The organism is uncultured Paraglaciecola sp., from assembly GCF_937123705.1.
Taxonomy (GTDB): Bacteria; Pseudomonadota; Gammaproteobacteria; order Enterobacterales; family Alteromonadaceae; genus Paraglaciecola.
In genome coordinates this window covers 1-21,472 of the sequence record NZ_CAKZKO010000047.1, presented here as the reverse complement: position 1 = coordinate 21,472, position 21,472 = coordinate 1, and the positions used below count along the sequence as shown (strand labels likewise).

The following is a 21,472-nucleotide window of genomic DNA, read 5'->3' as shown; positions in this document are numbered from 1 at the left end:
GGTTAACCTTGGCTTTTCTGTATTCGAATTAAAAACTACTTTTTGCTGATATCTGGCCAAACAAAAGGTTCATTTGAACGCTTAGGTTTTTGCTTGGCCGCTTTATTTACCGTGGACAAATAAAGCTGTTCAACTTTTTCTCTGGCCCATGGGGTTTTCCGTAAAAACTTTAAACTCGATTTAATTGACGGGTCACTGGTAAAGCAGTTTATTTTGACTTGTTGGCCCATTTTCTCGAAACCCTGTTGTGCTTCAAGGGTTTCTAGAATGTCCTGTAGTGTCAATCCATGTAAAGGGTTGTTAGGTTGCTCAGTCATTGTCGTTCGTTCTTTATTAAAATTTGAGTGGGTCAGCATCGAGTATAAATAAGCCAAAAAAAAGCCCTGTTCAACAGGGCTATTATATGTGGTTTTTACTATTAAGCGAAGTTTGCTGCAGCAAAATCCCAGTTAACTAGTGCCCAGAAACCTTCTAGGTACTTTGGACGCACGTTGCGGTAGTCAATGTAGTAAGCGTGTTCCCACAAATCCACAGTCAATAGCGGCGTGAGGCTAGCATCAGTTAAAGGAGTGGCTGCGTTGCTAGTATTCACAATATCTAGGCTACCGTCAGCTGTTTTGACTAACCAGGTCCAGCTAGAGCCAAAGTTGTTCACCGCTTTATCATTTAGGGCTGCTTGGAAATCTTCAAAAGAGCCCCACTTAGCGTTGATAGCATCGGCTAATGCGCCTGATGGTGCACCGCCGCCATTCGGACTTAGGCTATTCCAGTAGAATGTATGGTTCCATATTTGAGCGGCATTGTTAAACACCCCGCCTTCAGAATTCTTAACAATCTCTTCAAGGCTTTTATTGGCCATATCAGTCCCTTCAACCAAACCATTTAACTTAGTAACATAAGTGGCGTGATGTTTACCGTAATGGTATTCCAAGGTTTCAGTAGAGATATGTGGTTCTAACGCGTTTTTTTCATAAGGAAGAGCGGGTAATTCAAAAGCCATTGTATTTCTCCGTAAGGTGTTGTGTATTTTCAATCTTAAGCAGTGAATGCTAGTACGTTATTTCTTAATGTAAAAGCACTGGTTTGTTATTTGTTAAAACTAATTCGATATTACAGCCAGATATTGCGTCTTGAGCGCTTTTTTCAAGGGCAAAAACAGTCAATTAAGCGGAATTAAGTGAGATAGTTTTAATCACTCATTGAAAACGGTAAACTCGTCGCCAGATCTTCAGCAACAAAATTTAAATGAGAGTCGTTATGGACACTATAGAAAAAATTAAGCAACAAATCGCAGAAAACCCCATACTTTTATATATGAAAGGCTCACCGAAGTTACCTAACTGTGGCTTTTCCTCTCAAGCCTCTCAGGCATTGATGTCTTGTGGTGAACAGTTTGCTTACGTGGATATTTTACAAAACCCCGATATTCGCAGTGAATTACCTAAATATGCTGACTGGCCTACTTTCCCACAACTATGGGTTGATGGGGAGCTTGTGGGAGGATGTGACATTATTATGGAAATGACCCAGCAGGGTGAGTTGCAAAGCCTAATCAAAGAATCAGTAGCTAAAAGAGCGGATAACAGTAGCGTAGATTAAATTCAATGCCGGATATAAAAATAGAGCGCAATGCGCTCTATTTTTATATCTGCAGTTAACCAAGAGGTTGGTTGTATTATTCTGCTAGGAGGTGGGGCCAGTAAGCAGCTTTTCTACGTGATTGGCTTTTTTCTCTGCTGCCGCAACTCTTCTGCGCAAATCATCAATTTGATTAGTTAAGTCATTATTGGCCAATGCCGTCGCGATTAATTTTTCCCGCAAATTCTCTAGTTGTTGTTCAAAATCGGCATCTACATTATTGATGTCATTAAATTTTGCATTTAACTGTTTTAATAAGCTTGCTTGACTTTCGAGTTGTTCTTGAACCAAGCCAAGGGCTGTGTTGTTATCCGCTGTTTCAAGCTGTAAAGTCTTCGTACTTTTTTCACTCGATGCTTTTAGGGTCATTACGGTTTTATTTAAATCACCAATTTCAGACTGATTGCGTCGCCAAGCGGATGCCCAAAGCTTATCCATTTGGCCCCATAGGTCTTCGGTTTTGGCACTGAGTTCAGAGACCTTAACTTGCAAGGCAGCGGCAGACTGGTCCATATCTTCACCTGTAGCAGATAAGCGGTTTTCTAACTCTGTAATACGGTTTTGGGCGTGAAGTAATACTTTATATTGCTCAAACGACCAATAACTCGCCGCGCCAATAATTACCACAAGAAAAAATAGAAAAGATAACCATGAAGGAGAATTAGAAGCTGAGCTTGATTCGTTCTCCTTGCTGTTTTTCTTTGCGCCTTTCTTAGTTGTTTGTGCTCTGGTGCGATGAAATGACTCCAAGTCATCTTTCTCTAGCCTAATTTTGGGCATGTCATCTATAGGATCGGTAGCCATGTCATTCTTTATCAATGTTAAATATGGAATTGATTATACATAGCTATCTAAACAATAGGATAGAGCAAAGAGTAGAAAGTGTTTGAATTTGTCAAATCACTATAAAATAGTTTGGCGTCCCCTACAGGAATCGAACCTATATCTAAGACTTAGGAGGTCCTTGTTTTATCCATTAAACTAAGGGGACGACGCGTTTAGCGCGAAGCATTATGTACTAGCTGAGACTGGATTTAAACCCTCTATCGTCTTGCGACAAAATCGTTTGCTTGAATATTCGCCAGTGGGGCGCCTGTAGCTGATTCAACAATAGCTGTATCCGCATATACTTGAGTGACTATTACTCGTTGTGGATGTAGCTGAAATTGTCTGTGAGGGAGATTCTGGCTGTCGAAAAATTGATTGGCTTGAAACAAGGTTAAAGTGTCGCCTTGTTTAACGCCATTGTGCTTTCCAATATTAATACTAAGACTCTCATTTGCTACTTTTAAGACTCGCCCGTATGCAGGTAGACAACTTACAGATTCATCTATTAGTTGTACTACTGATTGTAATATTTTCTTCGTCTCCAAGCCAAAATTCGAATTCCACAGTTGATGACTACGACTGTTAATAGATTTATGTGGTGCAAAGCCCCATAAAGCAGCGCTTGAATGAGTATTTTGAAACACCATTTCACCCGTATTGCCGTCATACATTGAAAGGGTCAATGTAAGATTACGGGTACTCTTGTCGCTTTCCCAAAATGCTAGCCTTGGGGAAATTGTTGTTTCAACAGCAAATTCAACTATTTCACCAAATAGAACATACTGTGCATTGGTTTTTCTGGCTAGGCTGTAGGCTGCCGATTTTTTTTCTTTATCTGGAGAGGTCAAATAGTATGGTTCGACACTATGGATAACCGCATGCTTTCCATATTTTTGTGTTTCAACTTGTAGTTTTTCTGCTAAGACTCTACCAAAATCATACAGGTTGCCCACGGCAGCTTGTTGCCGCTTATTAATGTTATACCAAGTCGTCACAATATTTTTTTTGTAATCTGCCGCTGCACATAGGGCTTGTTGTGGAAATATATCGGCTCTTATGGAAACAGTTACATAGTCGTCATGATAAATTTCATCAATCAACTCTATATTACTTACTTCTCCCGAAGCACGGATCTCAAAACGGTCGTCTTCTAATAATCCATTGACAAGAGATTGAATGCTGGTGACCGACGCCCCAGAGAACAATAGAGCTTGCTTTATGGCTTCTTGGGTTGCTTGTTGACGCGCTGCGGCCTTCTCACCGTTATGAATAACCGCCTGACCTGTGGCTTCAAACCAGATGGCCAATGCTGAATGACTCTTTGAGATCATCAGCAACAGGGCGGTTATTTGAATGATTTTTTTTAGTTGCATAACATACCTTTAAACTGCCTAACCTGATTGTTGTGATAGATATTTAGTCAATTTTCAGTCTAATATTGCTTTGGATGACTGTCATGTATTTACTTAAGCACAAATCATACCTATGTGAATTAATAGCTATCCTTCCTGTCAATCATACAGCCAGAAAGCAGTGGGATGAGTCACTTCAAGCCTTGTTAGAAGCCGATACCACTCGTTAATCACGCGTTTTTAAGGACTGATGGCTGTCAAAACTTTGTGGCGCAATCATTGCATTATAAATACAAAGTGATGGTGCTTTTTTGCAAGTTGGAGTGAGAAAATGGTGACAAGGTTTAAGATTAACAATTTGGGCAGACTAGGTTTGATTGCGATCCTTTTGGTAACTGTGAGTTTGGCGGGCTGTAGCAACCTTTTCAGCAAACATGTTGAATGGGAAACAGTTGCCCCCGAGAATTACCCTATTCTTTCAGCCGTGGGTTATGCACCAATTTCAATTCAAAAAGGAGCAAGTGAGTCCAGCAAAATGTTGATGGCACTCAAAGCGTCAAAGTTAGATGCATACCGAGAATTAACAGAGCAGGTATATGGTCAAAAATTAGATGGAGACCAGTCTTTAAGCAGCTTAGTCATGCAAAATACTCAGTTAAATAGCTCAGTACAAGGCGTAATCCGTGCAGCTAAAGTCGTGAAAAGTTATCCTGTGGGTAACGACACTTATGCCACAGAGCTAGAATTAGACTTTAAGCTAGTCAATGACATTTATCTATCAACAGCCCGTCCCAAGCGTGTAAAAAAGGTTCATTATTATTAAATAACAGTTTCGAGCCGCGAGTTTCAAGCTATTAACTTACAGATTAGAATTTGAGAATTATAACCATATTGGCGCTACTCTTTGCTGGCCACCCGAGACTCTTAGCTCGTTTAGGCACTGACTCCGCCACCAGAATTGCCGCCTTTAGTGCGGCCACTTTTATCATAGGTCATGGATTCTTTCGCTCTCGATTCGAGTAAAAGATTACGAAGGTGTTCAAGCCGTAATTGCCCTTGTTCGACCGCGGTTTGATTGATTTTGGTGCGAAATTGGCATTGGGAAACCATTTCTTTTGCATCATCTAGAAGGGATACAAGTTCAGCTTCATCTTTTTGCTCTTGGCTTGCTTGCTGATATAAGTTGGCAATTACAGTATCTTGTTGCCCAACGGAATCAAGTAAAGCCTCTTTGGTCTTTAAAAGGTTAATCAGTGATTCAGCATCTCTGCTGCTGATAAGGTGAAGTTCTGTTTCTAGGATTTGTTGTAATTCTAATAGGTGTTTATGTTGACTTGTTATAGCTTCTTTTAATTCAGACATAAGATTTATCACAGGTAAAGACAGGCTTCATTATGCTGCCTTTACGCTTTAGTGCCAAATAATTCTGCTTCTAATGTGGATATCTTTCGAGCCATTGATTCAGGGTTTATTTGATATTCACCGTTTTGAATCGCTTTTTTCAATTTATCAACCTTTTCTTGATTGACAGGTGCTTCTACACCTTTCTTCTGAACTTGATTAAGCTGCTGCGCAGATGAAGTTAATGACACTGAATCCAAACGAGCACCTGTTGCCGCACTTTTTTGTGCGTCAGCTTGCTGAGAATTGCCTTTATTCAAAGCCTGCTGCTGTTGGCTAAGCTTCTGATTATCGATCGGCGCTTTGGGGCCACCGTTGTTTATATTGTTAATAGCCATAAAAAATACTCCCCACCTTAAAATTAACCTCATTTTTGTTATCGGCCACGTTCTCGAATACTTTAACAAAAAAATCAAATTACAGCACTAAATGAATAAAAACCAAGGGCCACTGTCTTTGCGTCAGGTTAAATACTAATTTCTACTTGGCCTGTACTGGCGACGCGAGCAGATATTTTCTTGTTAGAACGTCTATTTCTGACTTGTATTGTTTCACCCATTCGACCGTCTTCTAGTGCCACCCCGCTGGTTTTAACTTGCATGGTTGAGGTGCCTGCAGAAATAGTCACACTGTCGCCTTTGCACACAAAGCATAAGTTATTAGGATCAATTGGTCTTCCCGCTGAGACTCTACGTTTGATCCTCGCGCCAATAACATCTTTTGTATCGGCAAAGGTGCTGCTTCTTAAACGCTTTTTATTCATATTTACTATATGGACGTTATTAGGCGTTAGTAAGGTACCAGGACTGACAGCACTAGATAAAACAACAACAGCTTGAGTTTCGGTGGCTTTAATTACCATAAACATATACCAATTGTTGTCCATACATTCCGCTTTTACTGTAACATTTGACTGGCTAAGGGCGTCTTCACTCGCAGAAAATTTTAGGGCTGAGGGGCAATTTGGTACCTTAACCCGTTTATCAATTGGCATTGCTACTACGTCAACGGTTTTGTTATTTTTAGGATTAAGTTGGTTTAATACAAATTGCTCTGCTTGGTTTACCAATTGTGTTCTGGCTAAGTTATTTTCATCAGCCGCCGTTATACCGGTATACATACAAGTAGCAATAGTGATTAGTCTGGCGAATGCTTGGTAATAATATAATTTATTCATGTTCACTTGTTATTAAATTGTTATGCTATTGGCATTTTACTAAAGCATAAAGCGTCAAATTTTAGACGCTAATATAATATTTTTACGTCTATCGTTGCTAAGCTTAGTTAATTGGCCAAGTTAAATGTCAATTTGTTGCGGTATAGTGCACAGACGTTGTAGTCTAACTGCACTTTATAACGCGCAACCGAATATATAAGTATCAGTTAAGCAAAAGTTACGCCGCTTTTAATTTGTAATGGAGTTATACATGTCTGAAATTCTTAACTCGGTCAACCAACGGACTCAATTGGTTGGTGAAAATAGATTAGAATTGTTGTTATTCAAACTCAATTCAAGACAACGATTTGGCATTAACGTATTTAAAGTGCGTGAAGTATTACAATGTCCAAAATTAACCTCTATGCCTAAATTAAATAGGCTGGTTAGGGGGATTGCGCATATTCGTGGTCAGACTATATCGGTGATTGATATGAGCTTGGCCGTTGGTGGTAAGAAGATTGAAGATCTAAGTACCGCATTTATTGTAATCGCTGAATACAATAGTTCAGTTCAAGGGTTTTTGGTTAGTTCAGTCGAACGTATTGTCAACACAAATTGGCAGTCGATCATGCCTCCACCTAAAGGTAGTGGTCGAGTTAGTTATTTAACAGCGGTGACTCAAATAGAAGGTGAATTAATTGAAATTTTGGATGTAGAAAAAATCTTAAATGAAATATCACCTGTAAATACAGATTTGAGTGACGATGTCGCAACTGGTATTCAAGTCGAAAATGAACAAGAAAAAATTATCTTTATCGCTGATGATTCCTCGGTGGCTAGAAACCAAGTTAAAAAAGCACTGTCTTCTTTTGGTCTAAAAATTGAGTTGGCAAAAAATGGCCTTGAAGCCTTAGAAAGACTAAAAGAAATCGCTGCGGATACAGGTGATATAACTGACAAAGTAGGGGTGTTGATATCCGATATCGAAATGCCTGAAATGGATGGTTACACCCTAACCGCCGAGATTAGAAATACGCCAGAGCTTAAAAAACTTCATGTAATTCTTCACACATCTTTAAGTGGCGTGTTTAATCAGGCCATGGTTGAAAAAGTCGGTGCAGACGATTTTATTGCTAAGTTTCACCCAGATGAATTGGCCACTTCAGTGCATAAGTGGTTTGGCAACGATTAATAGCTGCCGAGTGAATGATTGATTAGATTAATTAGCAAAGGGTATTATTGATGCAGACGATGCTGTTAGGACGTAATGAGTGAAGGAAAAAGAAGTTGATCAGCATCACTATGCTGCATTTAGTTATTTTCTTGAACAGGCCTGTGGCATTGTTCTTGGTGAGAACAAGCAGTATTTAGTACGCAGTAGATTGACACCTTTAATGAAGCGCTTTAACAGTGCTTCAATTAATGAGTTTGTTGACTCAGTCGTTAAAGGCAATCGACAACATCAAGCGGCTGCCATAGAAGCCATGACAACCAATGAAACCTTATGGTTTCGTGATGATTATCCTTTTAAATTGCTTAAAAGTTCATTGCTTAGTCAGTTTTCTGATAGAAATAAATCGTTGCGTATTTGGAGTGCGGCCTGTTCGTCGGGTCAAGAAGCCTACTCCATCGCTATGACAATCTTGAATTTTAAAAAACAACAAAGCAGCAGCTTTCGAGCCGGCATTGATATTGTCGGGACAGATATTTCAGAAGAAATGCTGCAACGCTGTCGACATGCTGAGTACGATCAACTCGCTATATCTCGTGGTTTGCCCGCACAATTTAGAACTGATTTTTTTGAACCGGCAGATGATGGCAAGTTGAAGTTAAAATCTGAGGTTAAAGCGTTAACTAAGTTTAAGTCTCTTAACCTGCTAGATAGTTATGCATCGGTGGGTAAGTTCGATATCATTTTTTGTCGTAACGTATTAATTTATTTCTCCCCTGAAGTGAAAATTCAAATACTGCAAAAGATTGCCGCTTGCCTGCAAGACGACGGCATATTATTCCTTGGTGCCTCGGAATCAATCTCTGGTTTGACCGAAGCATTTACTATGGTTAGGTGCAGTCCTGGCCTTTATTATCGTAAAAAACCTCAGTAAAACCCTACCTTATTTCACTTCTTACCTTTAATTTTGTGTTTTTTATCATCTGTGGCACAGCCTTTGCTAGTTTCTACCCATAGAGGAGAAATACATGGCTATTAACCTAGACAAATTGATGGGGTTTCATCACAAAGCCCTACAGGTAAGAACCCAGCGGATGGAAGTGCTCTCTGGAAACTTAGCGAATGCTAATACTCCAGGTTATAAGGCACGAGATATCGACTTTCAAAAGGCTATGAAAAGCGCCCAGCAGTCTGCAAGTCAAAACCTGACACGTACTCATGAAAATCATATAAAAGGTGCGGTGCAGAGCACAGGTGAATTGCAATTTCGGATCCCCAATCAGCCCGATACAGGTGATGGCAATACTGTGGATGTACAAATAGAGAGAAATACCTTCTTAGACAATGGCCTACGTTATCAGGCTGGTATGGAGTTTCTTAATGGCAAAATTAAAGGCATGAAAAAGGCCATCAGCGGAGGGCAACAATAATGAGCTTATTTAACGTGATGGACATAGCCAGTACAGGAATGAGTGCTCAAAGTGTGCGTTTAAATACTACTGCCAGTAACGTGGCAAACGCTAACAGTGTGAGTAGTAGTTATGATCAAACCTATAAGGCTCGCCATCCTGTTTTTGCCGCAGAATTAGATCAGGCATCAGGTTTACAAAATCCTGGCTCTAGAGTCAAAGTGTTAGGGGTAGTAGAGAGCGCTAAACCGCTGCAAATTGAATATAGCCCAGGACATCCTATGTCTGATGAGAATGGTTACATTTATAAGCCAAATGTAAATGTAGTTGAGGAAATGGCAAATATGATGTCAGCCTCCAAAGCCTACGAAACCAATGTACAAGTAGCCGACACCACCAAGCGGATTTTTAGGCGTGTTCTAAGACTGGGACAGGGGCAATAACATGATCTGTAGCCAAGTGAGTAGCATAAGAAATCGGGAGGGGAAATTGTGAATACAGTATCAAATGATTTAAATAGTAATCTTTTTTGGGAGCGAGATCCCGATGGCAGGATCACCGATGAAGAGCGAGCTAATACTGCAAACGGTAATGAACGTTTAACCCAAGAAGACTTTTTCTCACTACTGACTGAGCAGCTTGCTAATCAAGATCCAACAAAACCTGTTGATAATGATCAAATGGTGGCCCAGATGACGAGTTTCACTATGGCTGATGGTATTGAGCAACTCAATACTCAGTTTACCGATTTTGCGAGTTCGATGACCTCTAGTCAGGCATTGCAAGCGTCGAGTTTGATTGGCCAAGATGTACTACTACCAGCAAGTATTGGGCATATATCTCAACCCGGAGAAGGTATTAGCGGTGTGGTGATTAACGAAGGCACCACCCGAGAATTAGAAATTACCATTGAAAATCAAACCGGCGAAGTACTTAAAGTGATCAACGCAGGTACACAAGGTACGGGTAATGTGGAATTTAATTGGGACGGCACAGATGCCAGCGGCAATCAATTGCCTCCCGGTGATTATGTGGTTAAAGCCCAAGGTAAAGTAAACGGTGAAGAAGAAACACTGGTCACAGCCATAAATAGGCATGTAGACAGTGTCAGTTTAGCAGGCAGTAGCCAAGGTATTATTCTTAATTTGGATGGTGACGTAAGCGTTAAGCTTGACGAAGTCCTTCAAATCGGCGGTTAACAGGAGAAGCAACAATGTCTTTTAATATAGCATTAAGTGGTGTGTCAGCAGCACAAAAAGACCTAGATACAACAGCAAACAACATTGCTAACGTCAACACGGTAGGCTTTAAAGAGTCCCGCGCCGAATTTGGTGATGTATATGCCCAGTCATTATTGGCCGGTGGTAAAACCAAAGTCGGGGATGGGGTGCTCACTCAAGAAGTGGCGCAACAGTTTTCTCAAGGTAGCTTGCAATTTACCAATAATTCATTGGACTTGGCTATTACCGGAAACGGATTTTTTGGCACTATCCCAGAGATAGACTCCAGGGACTTTTCTTTTACTCGAGCAGGTCAATTTAAATTAGACTCAGATAATTTTGTGGTGAATTCTGCTGGTGATAATTTATTGGGGTTCCCGGTAAACCCAGACGGTAGTTCTTCATCTGTGGCATTAAGTACCACAGTACCGGTTCGTATTCCTGATTCTTCAGGCGCGCCTCAAGAAACAACAGAAGTGGCATTAAAAATGAATCTACCCGCAGGGGCAGATGCTGTTGATGTGGACTTATTCAATCCTGATGATCCACTCACATATAATGCTGCCACTTCAGTTACGGTATTTGATACATTGGGCGACAGTCATGTTATGACTTACTATTTTATGAAAGATAGCGCTGCCGCAGGAAACGAATGGGTTGGTGTGACGTACTTAGATGACTTACCTTTGGAAACGGAAGGGGACATACCCGGTGCAGGTGCAGCTGGTGGTACAGGGCCGAATGTTGTTGGCGAAACATTTTTAGGTGCTGGTGTGTCTGGATTTCGCATGACATTTAGCAACGGCGGGGATTTTCTAACGACTCAAAATTCAGATGGAACCAATATCCCTACGGGCGATCTTCAATCCATAGCAGTGGGTGCTGCAATTTTCACCAATGGTTCAGATCCAACTCAAGCTATTACGACAAATTTTGCTTTAGATCCAACCAATGCTACGCCTAGCGAGCCAACTCAATTTGCTTCTGCATTTGAAGTTACATCGTTAGAGCAAAATGGTTTACCAGTTGGACGTTTAACTGGCATCGATATTGGTCCTGATGGGTTGGTACGAGCCACTTATTCTAATGGTACCTCAGAGCCCATCGTACGGGTGGCACTAATTCGATTTGCCAATGATCAAGGCTTAACCCAGCAAAGTGGTACTCAATGGCAAGAGAGTATCTTATCTGGTGAAGCTCTCGCAGGTGAAGCGACCACAGGTACCTTTGGTGAAATTAACTCATCTGCGTTAGAGCAAGCCAATGTTAATCTTACGACCGAATTGATTGATATGATCATCGCCCAGCGAAACTTCCAAGCTAACTCTAGAGCGTTAGAAGTGAATAACCAGCTTAATCAAACGGTATTGAATATCCGATAGGTATTCATTCATTAAATAGTGTTTAAGGCTGCTTTATGCAGCCTTTTATTTTACACATCCTCTTAAAACTTCGCTTTCTTATAACAAATATTTCTCTTCATAAATTTGATGGCACTTTAATTGCATTGTGTTTGTTTATGTTTCATCAAAGTCAATAAACTGTCATGGATAAACTGTTATACATTGCCGCCAGTGGCGCTAAACAAGACTTATTAGGTGCGTCTGTTCGCGCTAATAATTTGGCTAATGCCCAAACAACAGGCTTTAAGGCTCAACTAGAGCAAGCCCGTGCTATGCCCGCTTTTGGCGAAGGTTTGCCTACTCGAGTCTTTTCGATGACAGAAAATGCCGTTAATAACTTTGATGGGGGGGCCCAGATACAAACGGGTCGTGAACTCGATTTAGCGATCCAAGGTGATGGCTGGTTTTCGGTGCTAGATGCCCAAGGCAATGAAGCTTATAGCCGTAACGGCAGTTTCGAACTAGGGCCAAATGGTGAGCTTAAAGATTCCCACGGCAATACCATAGTAGGTGATGGTGGCCCGGTCTTTCTACCTATTCCTTTGTCCAATATCAATATCGCCAATGACGGCACCTTGTCAGTTCGGCCTCAAGGGGCGCCTGCCACCGTTTTAGAAGAAGTAGGTAACTTGAAACTTGTGAACCCTAACGTACGAGACATGGAGCGTGGTTCAGACGGTTTGTTTCGACTAAAAAGTGGCGAATTGGCAGAGGTTGATTTGCAAGTCAATATTCGCACAGGCGTGTTAGAAGGCAGCAATGTTAACCCCGTAGAAGAAATGGTGAATATGATCAGCTTACAACGACATTACGAAATGCAAGTCAAGATGATGAAGCAAGCAAAAGAGATAGATACCCGTGGTAATTCACTGTTACGTATTATTTAGGATATTTGTTGGGAGTGGTTTATCACTCAGCGTTAGCTAAAACAGTTAACGAACGATTTTTTTAGGAGAGAATTTATGCATCCTGCATTGTGGATTAGTAAAACCGGTTTAGATGCCGCACAAACTGATGTGGCCGTTATATCCAATAACTTGGCGAATGCCAGCACAGTGGGCTTTAAAAAGGATCGTGCTATTTTTGAAGACTTACTGTATCAAAATATCAATCAACCTGGTGGGCGCTCTTCAGCCGATACTGAGTTGCCATCGGGTTTGATGTTAGGTGCAGGTAGTAAAGTAGTAGCAACCCAAAAGGCCCATACCCAAGGCAATATGCTAACCACAGAAAATGCTTTGGATATGATGGTGCAGGGTAAAGGGTATTTTGAAATATTGCAGCCCGACGGCAGCACTGCGTACACCAGAAACGGTCAGTTTACTATGAACGATCAAGGGCAGATTGTGACACCTGGCGCTGGCTTCTTATTACAGCCAACAATTACCGTTCCCGAAAATGCTCAGCAAATTACTATTTCTCAGGACGGTGAAGTATCGGCTGCGGTGCGTGGACAAGCCGATCCCCAAGTTTTAGGACAAATTAATCTATCTGATTTCATCAACCCTACTGGTTTGCAGCCAACAGGGCAAAATTTGTATGTAGAAACAGCCGTGAGTGGTGCGCCTATACAAGGGGTGCCGGGTTTGGAAGGCATAGGCACTATAGTGCAAGGGGCGCTAGAAACTTCAAATGTGAATGTCACAGAAGAGTTAGTCAACTTGATAGAAAGCCAGCGATTATACGAGATGAACTCAAAAGTTATTTCAGCCGTTGACTCGATGTTGGGTCAAGTTATACAGCAGCTTTAATAAGAGTAATACAGAGATGATTAAGTCAAGGTTACGCAATTTATTTTATATCTGTTTAGGCATAGTACTGTTAAGTGGGTGTCAATCGACGGATAGTCATCAACCTTTGCCGAATGATCCCTTTTATGCCCCGATATTGCCAGAGATCCCTAGGCAAAAAGTAACCGAAGACGGCTCAATTTTTCAGTCTGATATGGCTAACAGTTTGTACTCTGATGTAAAAGCTAGACGGGTTGGCGATATTATTACCGTTAACTTGCTAGAAAATACCCGCGCCACTAAATCAGCAGGTACCAGTACATCTAAGGCTACCGATGTTGAAGTTAACCCTATTGTTGGACTCGGAGGCAACAACGTTAATATCGGCAGTGAAGCGATCCAGTTAGGGGTAGGCACAAGCAACGAGTTTGCCGGTGATGCCTCAACCAATCAAAGTAACAACCTAGTGGGTAATATTTCTGTCACTGTGGTGCAAGTGTTGGCCAATCAAAACTTGCTGGTGAGAGGAGAAAAGTGGCTCACCTTGAACAACGGGGACGAATATATTCGCTTAACGGGTGTGGTACGTCCTGCTGATGTGAGCCCGACCAACGAAATAGAGTCAACTAAAATCGCCAACGCTCGAATTCAATATAGCGGCACAGGTAGCTTTGCTACTTCTCATCAAGAAGGCTGGTTAAGCGGCTTTTTCTCATCTGAATATTGGCCGTTTTAAGATGGAGGATAGTATGAAAGCATTTATAAAATTGTTGTTAATGACGAGTTTATTAATGACTCCTGTCACTTTTGCCCAGCGCATAAAAGATTTAGCTTCGGTGCAAGGAGTAAGAAGTAACCAATTAGTGGGTTATGGCTTAGTGGTGGGCTTACCCGGAACCGGTGAACAAAGCCCCTTTACCGAACAAAGTTTTCGCACCATGTTAACAAACTTTGGTATCAGTCTAGATCCAAGCCTAAAGCCAAAAATTAAGAACGTTGCCGCCGTTGCTGTGCATGCCATTTTGCCGCCTTTTATCAAACCAGGACAGACCATAGATGTCACTGTTTCTTCTATCGGAGAAGCGGCTAGTTTACAAGGGGGCACCTTGATACAAACTTTCCTAAAGGGTTTAGATGGTAATGTTTATGCCATAGCTCAAGGTAGTTTAGTGGTGAGTGGTTTTGGCGCCCAAGGGGGAGATGGCTCAAAAATAGTGGTCAACACGCCTACTGTAGGGAGAATTGCTAACGGTGGTTTGGTTGAGCGGGCCGTGGCAAGTGGCTTTATGCAGAATGACTTTTTAACCCTTAACTTGAAGTATCCTGATTTTTCAACCGCTAAAATCTTAGCCGAAACTATTAACAGACGGTTAGGCGCTGATCCCAGTAAAGGCTATGTTATTGCTACGCCTATCGATGCCGCGTCGGTAAGGGTCACGGCACCCAGAGATGTGGGGCAAAGAGTAGGGTTTCTGGCCACGCTAGAGAACTTCGAGTTTACTCCTGCTAAAGCCTCGGCTCGAGTAGTGATCAACAGTCGCACCGGTACCATAGTGATTGGCGAAGATGTACGCCTTTTGCCAGCCGCCATTACCCATGGAGGGTTAACAGTCACAATTGCAGAAAATCAAACTGTCTCGCAGCCTAATGCCTTGGCCGAAGGGGAGACTGTAGTCACAACTCAATCCATTGTCGATGTGAATCTAGATGATACTCGGATGTTTAACTTTAACCCAGGCGTTACCTTGGATGAGTTGGTTAGAGCAGTGAATGAAGTGGGTGCAGCACCAGGTGACCTTATGGCGATTTTAGAGGCACTACGAGAAGCAGGTGCTTTGCAGGGCGACTTGGTCGTCATTTAAAGGTTATCTATTATGGAACAGTCATTTATCACTAAAGACCCACTAGAATTATCTAGAAATGCCAATGATATTAAAGGCTTAGATAAATTGCGCCGCGCTGCACAAAGTGGCGACAGCAAGGCATTGGACGAAGCAGCTAAGCAGTTCGAAGCCGTTTTTGTGCAAATGATGCTTAAGTCTATGCGTAAAGCCCAAGATGTGATGGCGGATAAAGACAGCCCATTTAATTCTCAGCAAGTGAAGTTTTATCGAGATATGCACGATACGCAGATAGCTACTGATTTATCCAGTAGTGGTACAATAGGTTTGGCAGAAATCATAGTACGGCAACTGGGCAACTCGGGTGAAGGCTATATGCCTGCTGATGCGTTGCGTAACGATGGTAATATTTCTAGCATCAATCGTAATGCTGTAGACAGCACACAACAAGCGCAACAAGCCGTACTGGACAAGCAAGCAATAAAAACTTTTCCCTCGTTTAAAACCGCCGCGTTTGACAATGCCCAGTCTTTTATCGAGCAGCTTTATCCCGCCGCGCAGCAGGCTACCCAGCAACTAGGCATAGATCCCAAAGCTCTATTAGCTCAAGCAGCAGTTGAAACAGGCTGGGGGCAACACATGATCCACAACACTTCAGGACAAAATTCCCATAATTTGTTTGGGATTAAAGCCGATAGGCGTTGGCAAGGTGACCGAGCGATAGTCGATACCATAGAGTTTAAACAAGGTGTGCCAGCGACCAAGAAGGCGCCCTTTAGAGTGTATGATTCTTTTGCCGAGTCCATGCAAGATTACGTAGGCTTTGTAAAACAAAATGCACGATACGCAGAGGCGGTAAAGCAAAGTCAATCGCCTCATGATTATTTCTCCGAGTTACAAAAAGCCGGCTACGCCACCGATCCTGACTATGCTACAAAAGTGATGTCAGTTTTAGAAGGTGAACAATTTAAGAGCCATCCAGTTGAGCCATTAAGCACCTTGAGTGCTGGGAATAACATGAAATGATTACAAGCTCTCATAATTCTCGCAATGCGGATATGTTTTCCATTGCCACAAGTGGTGTTAACGCCAGTAATAAATTGTTAAATACCACAGGTCATAATATTGCCAATGTAAATACTGAAGGTTACGTTCGCGAACGTACTCACTTTGAAAGTCAGTTAACCGGCGGCGTTGGGCGTTCAACCACAGAAAGAGTGATCAATATATTTGCGCAGAATCAACTACGCCGTGACACCACGTTGCAAAGTGAGTTCGAGAATTACTACAACAAAACCGCTGTTATAGACAATGTATTTGCCAGTGAAGCCAATAGTATTTCTGCCAGTATGAGCCGCTTTTTTGGTTCGGTGCAAACCGCAAATGATGACCCTACAAATATTTCGAGTCGGCAGTTAGTACTAGGCGAAGCGGGATCCTTAGTGGGGCAAATTGGCACTATGTCGGGTTTCTTACGAGATAAAGAAGAAGAGCTCAACATTGAAGTCAATGCCAATATTGATAACCTAAACTCAATCGTGCAATCTATCGCAGATCTAAATGACGCAATTCGTGTTAGTCAGGCGAACAACCCACATGAAGAGCCTGGTGCGTTAAAAAATCAACGGGATAATGCCATTTTGGAACTCTCCAGTTTAGTGTCTATTGAAGTGCGTCAAAGTGCTAAGGATGATGGCTCGGTGATGGTTAATTTAAGCTCTGGTGAATCTTTAGTGTTAGAGGATGGTTCATTTAGTGTATTTGAAGTTAACAATGATGCAGACTTAAATTACAAATCATTGCAACTTACCAGCAATGGTAAACCTACTTCATTAAATATACTCGAAACAAAATTAGGCGGCACTATAGGCGGACTATTTAGATACCGTGATGAAGTGCTTGAAACCAGTCGCCGAGAGCTCGGACAAATTGCTATCGCGTTGGCAGACTCCATTAATACTCAGAATCGTCAGGGGATGGATTTAGATCAACAACTTGGCACGAATGTTTTTTCATTACCGGATATTGCGGGATTAAATTACCCCAATAATGCTAACCCTACTAGTTCGGTCTATGGACGCATAACCCCAGGTGCAGGAAGTGAAGTCACCAGCGCCGATTATGAAGTAACCATCAATAGTGTCACTCCAGGTTTACCCCCAACACTAGATATCACAGTGTCGGCTTTGAATATTGATGGCTCACCAGTAACAGATGTAAATGGTAATCCAATTACTCAAAACTACCCGGCAGTAGATGCACAGACGGGGACTTTTTCACCGGTAATAGGTGGCATTGAATTAGAATTTGCAAGTGGCGCGGGATACACGGCTGGTGATCAGTTTTTAATTCAGCCTACCAAAGATACGGCGGACCGTATCGAAGTGTCTATGACAAGGCCAGAGGACTTAGCCCTTGCCTCACCCATTCGCGTGGATGCAGATCTTAATAACTTAGGTGATGCGTTGCTGATTTCTACTAGTGTCACTAATACTTTTGTCGATAATACTTTTTCCGATAGTAGAGCCTCTGTTTTTGATGGGGCTGGTGGTATACATGGACCGGGTAACTCTCCCACAGGCGCGGGTGGTGTGGGTGCTCCCGCTCAAATTTTATTTACAGCTAGTGATGAATATCAAGTGTTAGACAGTGCCGGAACCGTTATAACCACAGTAACGGGGACTACTGATTTGAGTAACCTTTTGGCCCAAGCAGAAAGCGCTGGTGCGGCACCGCCATGGCCAGCTGCATTTAGTGCCTTAGATGACTACCCAGGATTTGATCTATCATTGCAAGGTGTACCTAAAGCCGGTGATAGTTTTGCTATCGGCTATAACACCGATGGGTTAAACGATAACCGGAATGGTTTGGTGATGGCTGATTTGCAAAATCAGGACACTATGCAAGTGAATAATTCGGGATCCGGCCAACCAATTAGTTTTCACGAAGCTTATGGCAATATTGTGAGCGATATAGGCCAGAAGGCATCCAGTGCAGATGTATCTTTACAAGCTGCCAACGCCTTAAAATCTCAATCAAAAGACTGGTTTGAGTCAGTTTCAGGAGTGAGTTTAGATGAAGAAGCGGCCAATTTGGTCAGATTTCAACAGTCTTATTCGGCCGCCGCTAGATTACTGGGCACAGCCCAAGAGTTGTTTAATACTATTCTTGGCATAGTAAGATAAACCGTAAGAAAAGAGCCTAGATCAAAACCAAGGTTAATAAGGGATAAATTATGCGCATATCCACAGGGCAATTATACGACCGCAGCATTCGATCAGTATTAGAAAATCAATCTGATTTGTCTGATGTTCAGCAGCAGCTGGCGTCAGGTAAAAAATTGTTACGACCCTCTGATGATCCGGTTGGCACGGCTCAAGTAATACGCTTGACCGAAGAGATAGAGCTTATAAATCAGTACAAAAAAAACAGTAACTTATTGGTGAATAGTTTAGAGCAAGAAGAAACGGTTTTAAGTAGTGTGAATAACGCAGTAGACCGAGCGCGAGTACTGATGGTGCAATCTGGTAATGGCATAGTAGGCATAGATGATAGAAAGGCTATAGCGGTTGAAATTAGTCAAATTACTGATCAAGTCTTTGAGCTGATGAACAGCCGGAACCCTGCAGGCGAATATATATTTGCGGGGTTTCAGTCGGCATCTCCGGCATTTCAATATAACCCTAGTGCAGCAGGAAATAAGTACACGTTCGAAGGAGATGGAGGTGAAAACAAAATTCAAGTCTCGGATACTATTGGTCTACAAATGAATAATTCAGGGTTAGATGTATTTGAAGATGTCTTTGCACGCCTTAAAACCACCATTAGCGGTGCGGTTGGTGCAACCAATGTTGCGGTTGATATACAGGGTCAGTCGGCTTTTGATAAATTTCATGAGGTAAATTATGACGCCGTTACGCCAGCCAATAATGAATTTCAGATCAGTATTTTGTCGGCTACCCAAGCACAAATTACCAATGTAGGAACAGGTGCGGTACTAGATACGGTAGATTTTTCAAGTGGTAATGGCATTTTCTATAAGGGATTAGAAGTGAGTATGACAGGGGGGCCAGGAGACACGGTTAATTTCCAATTAGAGCCTCCGCAGAAAAAAAATATTGCCGAAACGTTGAATGATTTTGTGATTGCGCTAAACAACGAAAATATATCTAATTCTGATTTTGATGAGGCCCTAACCGACGCTTTAATGGGAGTGGATAATTCACTCACCAGTATCGAAAACGCTATTTCCACCTTGGGTGGTAGAAGAAACACCGCAGATTCAGTTTTCGCTTCGAATTTAGATCTTGAGATATCCAATAAAACGGCCCGCTCAAATATCGAAGAAGTCGATTACGCCGAAGCAGTATCTGAGCTAGCCCGTCAAGAAACTGCTTTGCAGGCGGCGCAATCGACCTTCAATCGAGTGACAGGTACCTCGTTATTTGATTTTATTTAGGGTTGAGTAAGAAATAATCACATGTTGATTTGTGCCAAATACACACAACTTTTGTGATCTTCATGAGATGAGTAATAACTAACGTAAAGCAACGTGCCTTTCAATACTAAGCCTGGATAGCTGTTGTCTCCTGCAGAGGGTAAAATCAATAATTCTTGAAGATCACCGTTCAACAAATTCATTCTCAGTAACCCTGTTACAAGTTTTCCTTGTTTGACAATCCTACCTGCTACTAAGGCGAAATTTTCCTCAAGAGCCAACATCACTGGTCCTCCTATGTAACGTCCTAAATCAATCCATTTCCATTTTTTGTACGGAAATCGACTGTGCCCAAGTTGCGCTGAATAACTGTCGGCATCTCTTCGAACCAACGCATAGGCCTTTTGGTTGTCAAAAATAATATCGCTTTCATTAGGGTAACCCTTTTTGTGCTGACTTAAACTTAGGGCATAGGGCTGATGCAGGTGAAAGCTTCTTCTTGGATTACCAGAATATAAATGGATAGCGTTTTGCTTTCGGTTGTAAGCAAAGCCATAGGCCGTATCTTTATGCCACCTTAGTCGCCATAACCACCATCCTGCTTGGGCACATTCTTTTGCCGCTGACCAAGTATGTCCAGTTTGTGATAGCCAAGTTAAATTACGCCTAGTAATGGTTTGATTGTTGACAGAAGTTTGCCGAGCATAGGCAAGTAGTAGCAATTGCCCTTCAGGCGTAAGGGTTAGTTTTGGGTCTCTTAAGTCTGTGTTTGGCACAGTGATTTTATCTGAATACAAAACATTACCTGATAGATCTAAGCACAGAATACGGATAGAACCGTCGGCACTAATATGATTTTCTGCTTCTCTGTAACAACAAAATAACTGTTGTTTAAACTCACACAAATCCACAAAAGCATTGTGATTTGCTTTATGTCCTATCTTTTCTAGCCAATTAAGCTGCATTTTTTAAACTTTTTTTAATAATTTAAGCCATTGAAACTCAAGTAAAAACTAAATGCAAAGGCGGCAAAAAATTGCCGTATATGAAGAAGATGGCAATTTTTTGTTAAAGGGAATTTCAAATGAGTCGATAAAATTTCTGAGAGAGCCAGTAGTAATGATTTTTTAAATTCAAGATCGTTACTCTATTAGTGTTATTTAACCAACCGGATTTATTCGGTCGCCAGCATCGTCTGGACTGAGAGTGTAGGAGAAAAACCATGGGTTTATACGTAAACACCAATGTATCCTCGTTCATTTTCTGATGAATAAGAGAGAAAACGGTCATCAATTTCATGAAATTCCAAGTAGGGAGCCAAAGGTTCTTCTTGAAAGCTTAGTTTTTCGTTGTTGTATTTTAAGACTTCAGGGGTTTGTTGAGACACGGGGCTAATGACGAGTTATGAATGTTAAAAGACCAATTATCAATTACTAATGATTCGTCCATATAGAAATTTGTTGGTTTGTAAAATTCTGAAATTATTTAATACCGATTCTTTTCTGAGCTTTCTTTCGTAAAATGTTTTATTGCTGAAGAAAGTGGATAGAGAAGTACAATCTATGATTCAACTAGAAAGAACAAAGGAGTGTGGCTCTTTTTAAATTAAATGCTAAATTGCGAGAAATAGAGGTGCCAACGATCATGTCTTAATAATAGGCCTTGTTAGTTATTTCACCTAATCTCTTATCACTAAAATAAAGTTACCAATGACACCTAATACTCCTGGCGTTTACATCGATGAAATAAATGCTTTTCCAAACTCAGTTGTACCGCTAGTTCCTTTGATGTTGTTTGTAGTTAATTTCATTATTCATTACCTCCGTCTACGTTTGCATTAATAGTTGTCGAAATTATTTTAAGAGTTGTCAAGTCCATGTTT

At 41.5% G+C, this 21,472-nt stretch carries 24 protein-coding genes and 1 tRNA gene; 16 read left to right on the top strand and 9 right to left on the bottom strand.

Translation table 11 applies throughout. From position 1 onward, the window contains the following. Positions 1-35: 35 nt before the first annotated feature. Positions 36-317, bottom strand: a complete 282-nt coding sequence (locus Q0688_RS08235) for a VF530 family protein (protein WP_299074876.1) — start codon at positions 315-317, stop codon at positions 36-38. A gap of 101 nt (positions 318-418) precedes the next feature. Then, positions 419-1,000, bottom strand: coding sequence for a Fe-Mn family superoxide dismutase (locus Q0688_RS08230; protein WP_299074875.1), 582 nt, complete (start codon positions 998-1,000; stop codon positions 419-421). Between the two features lie 257 nt (positions 1,001-1,257). Between Q0688_RS08230 and Q0688_RS08225 the strand changes: the two genes are divergently transcribed. Beyond that, positions 1,258-1,599, top strand: a complete 342-nt coding sequence (locus Q0688_RS08225; protein WP_299074874.1) for a Grx4 family monothiol glutaredoxin — start codon at positions 1,258-1,260, stop codon at positions 1,597-1,599. Positions 1,600-1,683: 84 nt separating this feature from the next. On the opposite strand, the gene Q0688_RS08220 is transcribed toward Q0688_RS08225, so the two are convergent. The 3 genes from Q0688_RS08220 to Q0688_RS08210 form a co-directional block, all read right to left on the bottom strand. Then, complete coding sequence (locus tag Q0688_RS08220) at positions 1,684-2,442, bottom strand: hypothetical protein (RefSeq protein ID WP_299074873.1); 759 nt, start codon at positions 2,440-2,442, stop codon at positions 1,684-1,686. Positions 2,443-2,554: 112 nt separating this feature from the next. Continuing rightward, positions 2,555-2,629, bottom strand: a tRNA-Arg gene (locus tag Q0688_RS08215). Positions 2,630-2,681: 52 nt separating this feature from the next. Continuing rightward, positions 2,682-3,839: a flagellar assembly protein FlgT gene (locus Q0688_RS08210; RefSeq protein WP_299074872.1), complete on the bottom strand. Its 1,158-nt coding sequence runs from the start codon at positions 3,837-3,839 to the stop codon at positions 2,682-2,684. Positions 3,840-3,922: 83 nt separating this feature from the next. Between Q0688_RS08210 and Q0688_RS08205 the strand changes: the two genes are divergently transcribed. After that, positions 3,923-4,048, top strand: a complete 126-nt coding sequence (locus Q0688_RS08205) for a hypothetical protein (RefSeq protein ID WP_299074871.1) — start codon at positions 3,923-3,925, stop codon at positions 4,046-4,048. 101 nt (positions 4,049-4,149) lie between these two features. Next, positions 4,150-4,641 carry an LPP20 family lipoprotein gene (locus Q0688_RS08200; RefSeq protein WP_299074870.1) on the top strand — a complete coding sequence of 164 codons (492 nt, stop codon included), beginning with the start codon at positions 4,150-4,152 and terminating at the stop codon, positions 4,639-4,641. A 110-nt stretch (positions 4,642-4,751) separates the two neighbouring features. Here Q0688_RS08200 and flgN read toward each other — a convergent pair whose 3' ends face one another. The 3 genes from flgN to flgA form a co-directional block, all read right to left on the bottom strand. Continuing rightward, positions 4,752-5,180 carry a flagellar export chaperone FlgN gene (flgN, locus tag Q0688_RS08195; protein WP_299074869.1) on the bottom strand — a complete coding sequence of 143 codons (429 nt, stop codon included), beginning with the start codon at positions 5,178-5,180 and terminating at the stop codon, positions 4,752-4,754. Positions 5,181-5,221: 41 nt separating this feature from the next. Beyond that, positions 5,222-5,557: a flagellar biosynthesis anti-sigma factor FlgM gene (flgM, locus tag Q0688_RS08190; RefSeq protein ID WP_299074868.1), complete on the bottom strand. Its 336-nt coding sequence runs from the start codon at positions 5,555-5,557 to the stop codon at positions 5,222-5,224. A 128-nt stretch (positions 5,558-5,685) separates the two neighbouring features. Continuing rightward, the gene (flgA, locus tag Q0688_RS08185; protein ID WP_299074867.1) at positions 5,686-6,396 is read right to left on the bottom strand and encodes a flagellar basal body P-ring formation chaperone FlgA; all 711 of its coding nucleotides are present in this window, start codon (positions 6,394-6,396) and stop codon (positions 5,686-5,688) included. Positions 6,397-6,646: 250 nt separating this feature from the next. Between flgA and Q0688_RS08180 the strand changes: the two genes are divergently transcribed. The 13 genes from Q0688_RS08180 to flgL all read left to right on the top strand — a co-directional run bounded on the left by Q0688_RS08180 (position 6,647) and on the right by flgL (position 19,611). Then, on the top strand, positions 6,647-7,570 hold the full coding sequence (locus Q0688_RS08180; RefSeq protein ID WP_299074866.1) for a chemotaxis protein CheV: 924 nt from the start codon (positions 6,647-6,649) through the stop codon (positions 7,568-7,570). 79 nt (positions 7,571-7,649) lie between these two features. Further along, the gene (locus Q0688_RS08175) at positions 7,650-8,483 is read left to right on the top strand and encodes a protein-glutamate O-methyltransferase CheR (protein WP_299074865.1); all 834 of its coding nucleotides are present in this window, start codon (positions 7,650-7,652) and stop codon (positions 8,481-8,483) included. Positions 8,484-8,577: 94 nt separating this feature from the next. Next, positions 8,578-8,979, top strand: a complete 402-nt coding sequence (gene flgB, locus Q0688_RS08170) for a flagellar basal body rod protein FlgB (RefSeq protein WP_299074864.1) — start codon at positions 8,578-8,580, stop codon at positions 8,977-8,979. Next, entirely contained in the window at positions 8,979-9,401 is a 423-nt protein-coding gene (flgC, locus tag Q0688_RS08165; RefSeq protein WP_299074863.1) for a flagellar basal body rod protein FlgC, read from the top strand. Before flgB ends, flgC begins: the two co-directional genes overlap by 1 nt. Before the next feature lie 48 nt (positions 9,402-9,449). Next, positions 9,450-10,157 (top strand): flagellar hook assembly protein FlgD, encoded by a 708-nt coding sequence (locus Q0688_RS08160; protein ID WP_299074862.1) that lies wholly within the window; start codon positions 9,450-9,452, stop codon positions 10,155-10,157. Positions 10,158-10,171: 14 nt separating this feature from the next. After that, on the top strand, positions 10,172-11,560 hold the full coding sequence (gene flgE, locus Q0688_RS08155) for a flagellar hook protein FlgE (RefSeq protein WP_299074861.1): 1,389 nt from the start codon (positions 10,172-10,174) through the stop codon (positions 11,558-11,560). 164 nt (positions 11,561-11,724) lie between these two features. Then, positions 11,725-12,468 (top strand): flagellar basal body rod protein FlgF, encoded by a 744-nt coding sequence (locus Q0688_RS08150; protein ID WP_299074860.1) that lies wholly within the window; start codon positions 11,725-11,727, stop codon positions 12,466-12,468. A 75-nt stretch (positions 12,469-12,543) separates the two neighbouring features. Further along, positions 12,544-13,332, top strand: coding sequence for a flagellar basal-body rod protein FlgG (gene flgG / locus Q0688_RS08145; protein WP_299074859.1), 789 nt, complete (start codon positions 12,544-12,546; stop codon positions 13,330-13,332). A gap of 16 nt (positions 13,333-13,348) precedes the next feature. Continuing rightward, positions 13,349-14,047, top strand: a complete 699-nt coding sequence (flgH, locus tag Q0688_RS08140; protein WP_299074858.1) for a flagellar basal body L-ring protein FlgH — start codon at positions 13,349-13,351, stop codon at positions 14,045-14,047. Positions 14,048-14,060: 13 nt separating this feature from the next. After that, a complete protein-coding gene (locus tag Q0688_RS08135; protein WP_299074857.1) occupies positions 14,061-15,173 on the top strand; it encodes a flagellar basal body P-ring protein FlgI in 1,113 nt (370 codons plus the stop codon). Between the two features lie 12 nt (positions 15,174-15,185). Further along, positions 15,186-16,178 carry a flagellar assembly peptidoglycan hydrolase FlgJ gene (gene flgJ / locus Q0688_RS08130; RefSeq protein WP_299074856.1) on the top strand — a complete coding sequence of 331 codons (993 nt, stop codon included), beginning with the start codon at positions 15,186-15,188 and terminating at the stop codon, positions 16,176-16,178. Continuing rightward, complete coding sequence (gene flgK / locus Q0688_RS08125) at positions 16,175-18,337, top strand: flagellar hook-associated protein FlgK (RefSeq protein ID WP_299074855.1); 2,163 nt, start codon at positions 16,175-16,177, stop codon at positions 18,335-18,337. The genes flgJ and flgK overlap by 4 nt, the downstream gene beginning before the upstream one ends. A gap of 50 nt (positions 18,338-18,387) precedes the next feature. Then, a complete protein-coding gene (gene flgL, locus Q0688_RS08120) occupies positions 18,388-19,611 on the top strand; it encodes a flagellar hook-associated protein FlgL (RefSeq protein WP_299074854.1) in 1,224 nt (407 codons plus the stop codon). 17 nt (positions 19,612-19,628) lie between these two features. On the opposite strand, the gene Q0688_RS08115 is transcribed toward flgL, so the two are convergent. Further along, complete coding sequence (locus tag Q0688_RS08115) at positions 19,629-20,555, bottom strand: hypothetical protein (protein WP_299074853.1); 927 nt, start codon at positions 20,553-20,555, stop codon at positions 19,629-19,631. Positions 20,556-21,472: the final 917 nt, after the last annotated feature.

Coding starts and splice junctions, on each gene's coding strand:
- Q0688_RS08235 (WP_299074876.1), bottom strand. CDS start 317: ATGACTGAGCAACCTAACAACCCTTTACATGGATTGACACTACAGGAC.
- Q0688_RS08230 (WP_299074875.1), bottom strand. CDS start 1,000: ATGGCTTTTGAATTACCCGCTCTTCCTTATGAAAAAAACGCGTTAGAA.
- Q0688_RS08225 (WP_299074874.1), top strand. CDS start 1,258: ATGGACACTATAGAAAAAATTAAGCAACAAATCGCAGAAAACCCCATA.
- Q0688_RS08220 (WP_299074873.1), bottom strand. CDS start 2,442: ATGGCTACCGATCCTATAGATGACATGCCCAAAATTAGGCTAGAGAAA.
- Q0688_RS08210 (WP_299074872.1), bottom strand. CDS start 3,839: ATGCAACTAAAAAAAATCATTCAAATAACCGCCCTGTTGCTGATGATC.
- Q0688_RS08205 (WP_299074871.1), top strand. CDS start 3,923: ATGTATTTACTTAAGCACAAATCATACCTATGTGAATTAATAGCTATC.
- Q0688_RS08200 (WP_299074870.1), top strand. CDS start 4,150: ATGGTGACAAGGTTTAAGATTAACAATTTGGGCAGACTAGGTTTGATT.
- flgN (WP_299074869.1), bottom strand. CDS start 5,180: ATGTCTGAATTAAAAGAAGCTATAACAAGTCAACATAAACACCTATTA.
- flgM (WP_299074868.1), bottom strand. CDS start 5,557: ATGGCTATTAACAATATAAACAACGGTGGCCCCAAAGCGCCGATCGAT.
- flgA (WP_299074867.1), bottom strand. CDS start 6,396: ATGAATAAATTATATTATTACCAAGCATTCGCCAGACTAATCACTATT.
- Q0688_RS08180 (WP_299074866.1), top strand. CDS start 6,647: ATGTCTGAAATTCTTAACTCGGTCAACCAACGGACTCAATTGGTTGGT.
- flgB (WP_299074864.1), top strand. CDS start 8,578: ATGGCTATTAACCTAGACAAATTGATGGGGTTTCATCACAAAGCCCTA.
- flgC (WP_299074863.1), top strand. CDS start 8,979: ATGAGCTTATTTAACGTGATGGACATAGCCAGTACAGGAATGAGTGCT.
- flgE (WP_299074861.1), top strand. CDS start 10,172: ATGTCTTTTAATATAGCATTAAGTGGTGTGTCAGCAGCACAAAAAGAC.
- Q0688_RS08150 (WP_299074860.1), top strand. CDS start 11,725: ATGGATAAACTGTTATACATTGCCGCCAGTGGCGCTAAACAAGACTTA.
- flgG (WP_299074859.1), top strand. CDS start 12,544: ATGCATCCTGCATTGTGGATTAGTAAAACCGGTTTAGATGCCGCACAA.
- flgH (WP_299074858.1), top strand. CDS start 13,349: ATGATTAAGTCAAGGTTACGCAATTTATTTTATATCTGTTTAGGCATA.
- Q0688_RS08135 (WP_299074857.1), top strand. CDS start 14,061: ATGAAAGCATTTATAAAATTGTTGTTAATGACGAGTTTATTAATGACT.
- flgJ (WP_299074856.1), top strand. CDS start 15,186: ATGGAACAGTCATTTATCACTAAAGACCCACTAGAATTATCTAGAAAT.
- flgK (WP_299074855.1), top strand. CDS start 16,175: ATGATTACAAGCTCTCATAATTCTCGCAATGCGGATATGTTTTCCATT.
- flgL (WP_299074854.1), top strand. CDS start 18,388: ATGCGCATATCCACAGGGCAATTATACGACCGCAGCATTCGATCAGTA.
- Q0688_RS08115 (WP_299074853.1), bottom strand. CDS start 20,555: ATGCAGCTTAATTGGCTAGAAAAGATAGGACATAAAGCAAATCACAAT.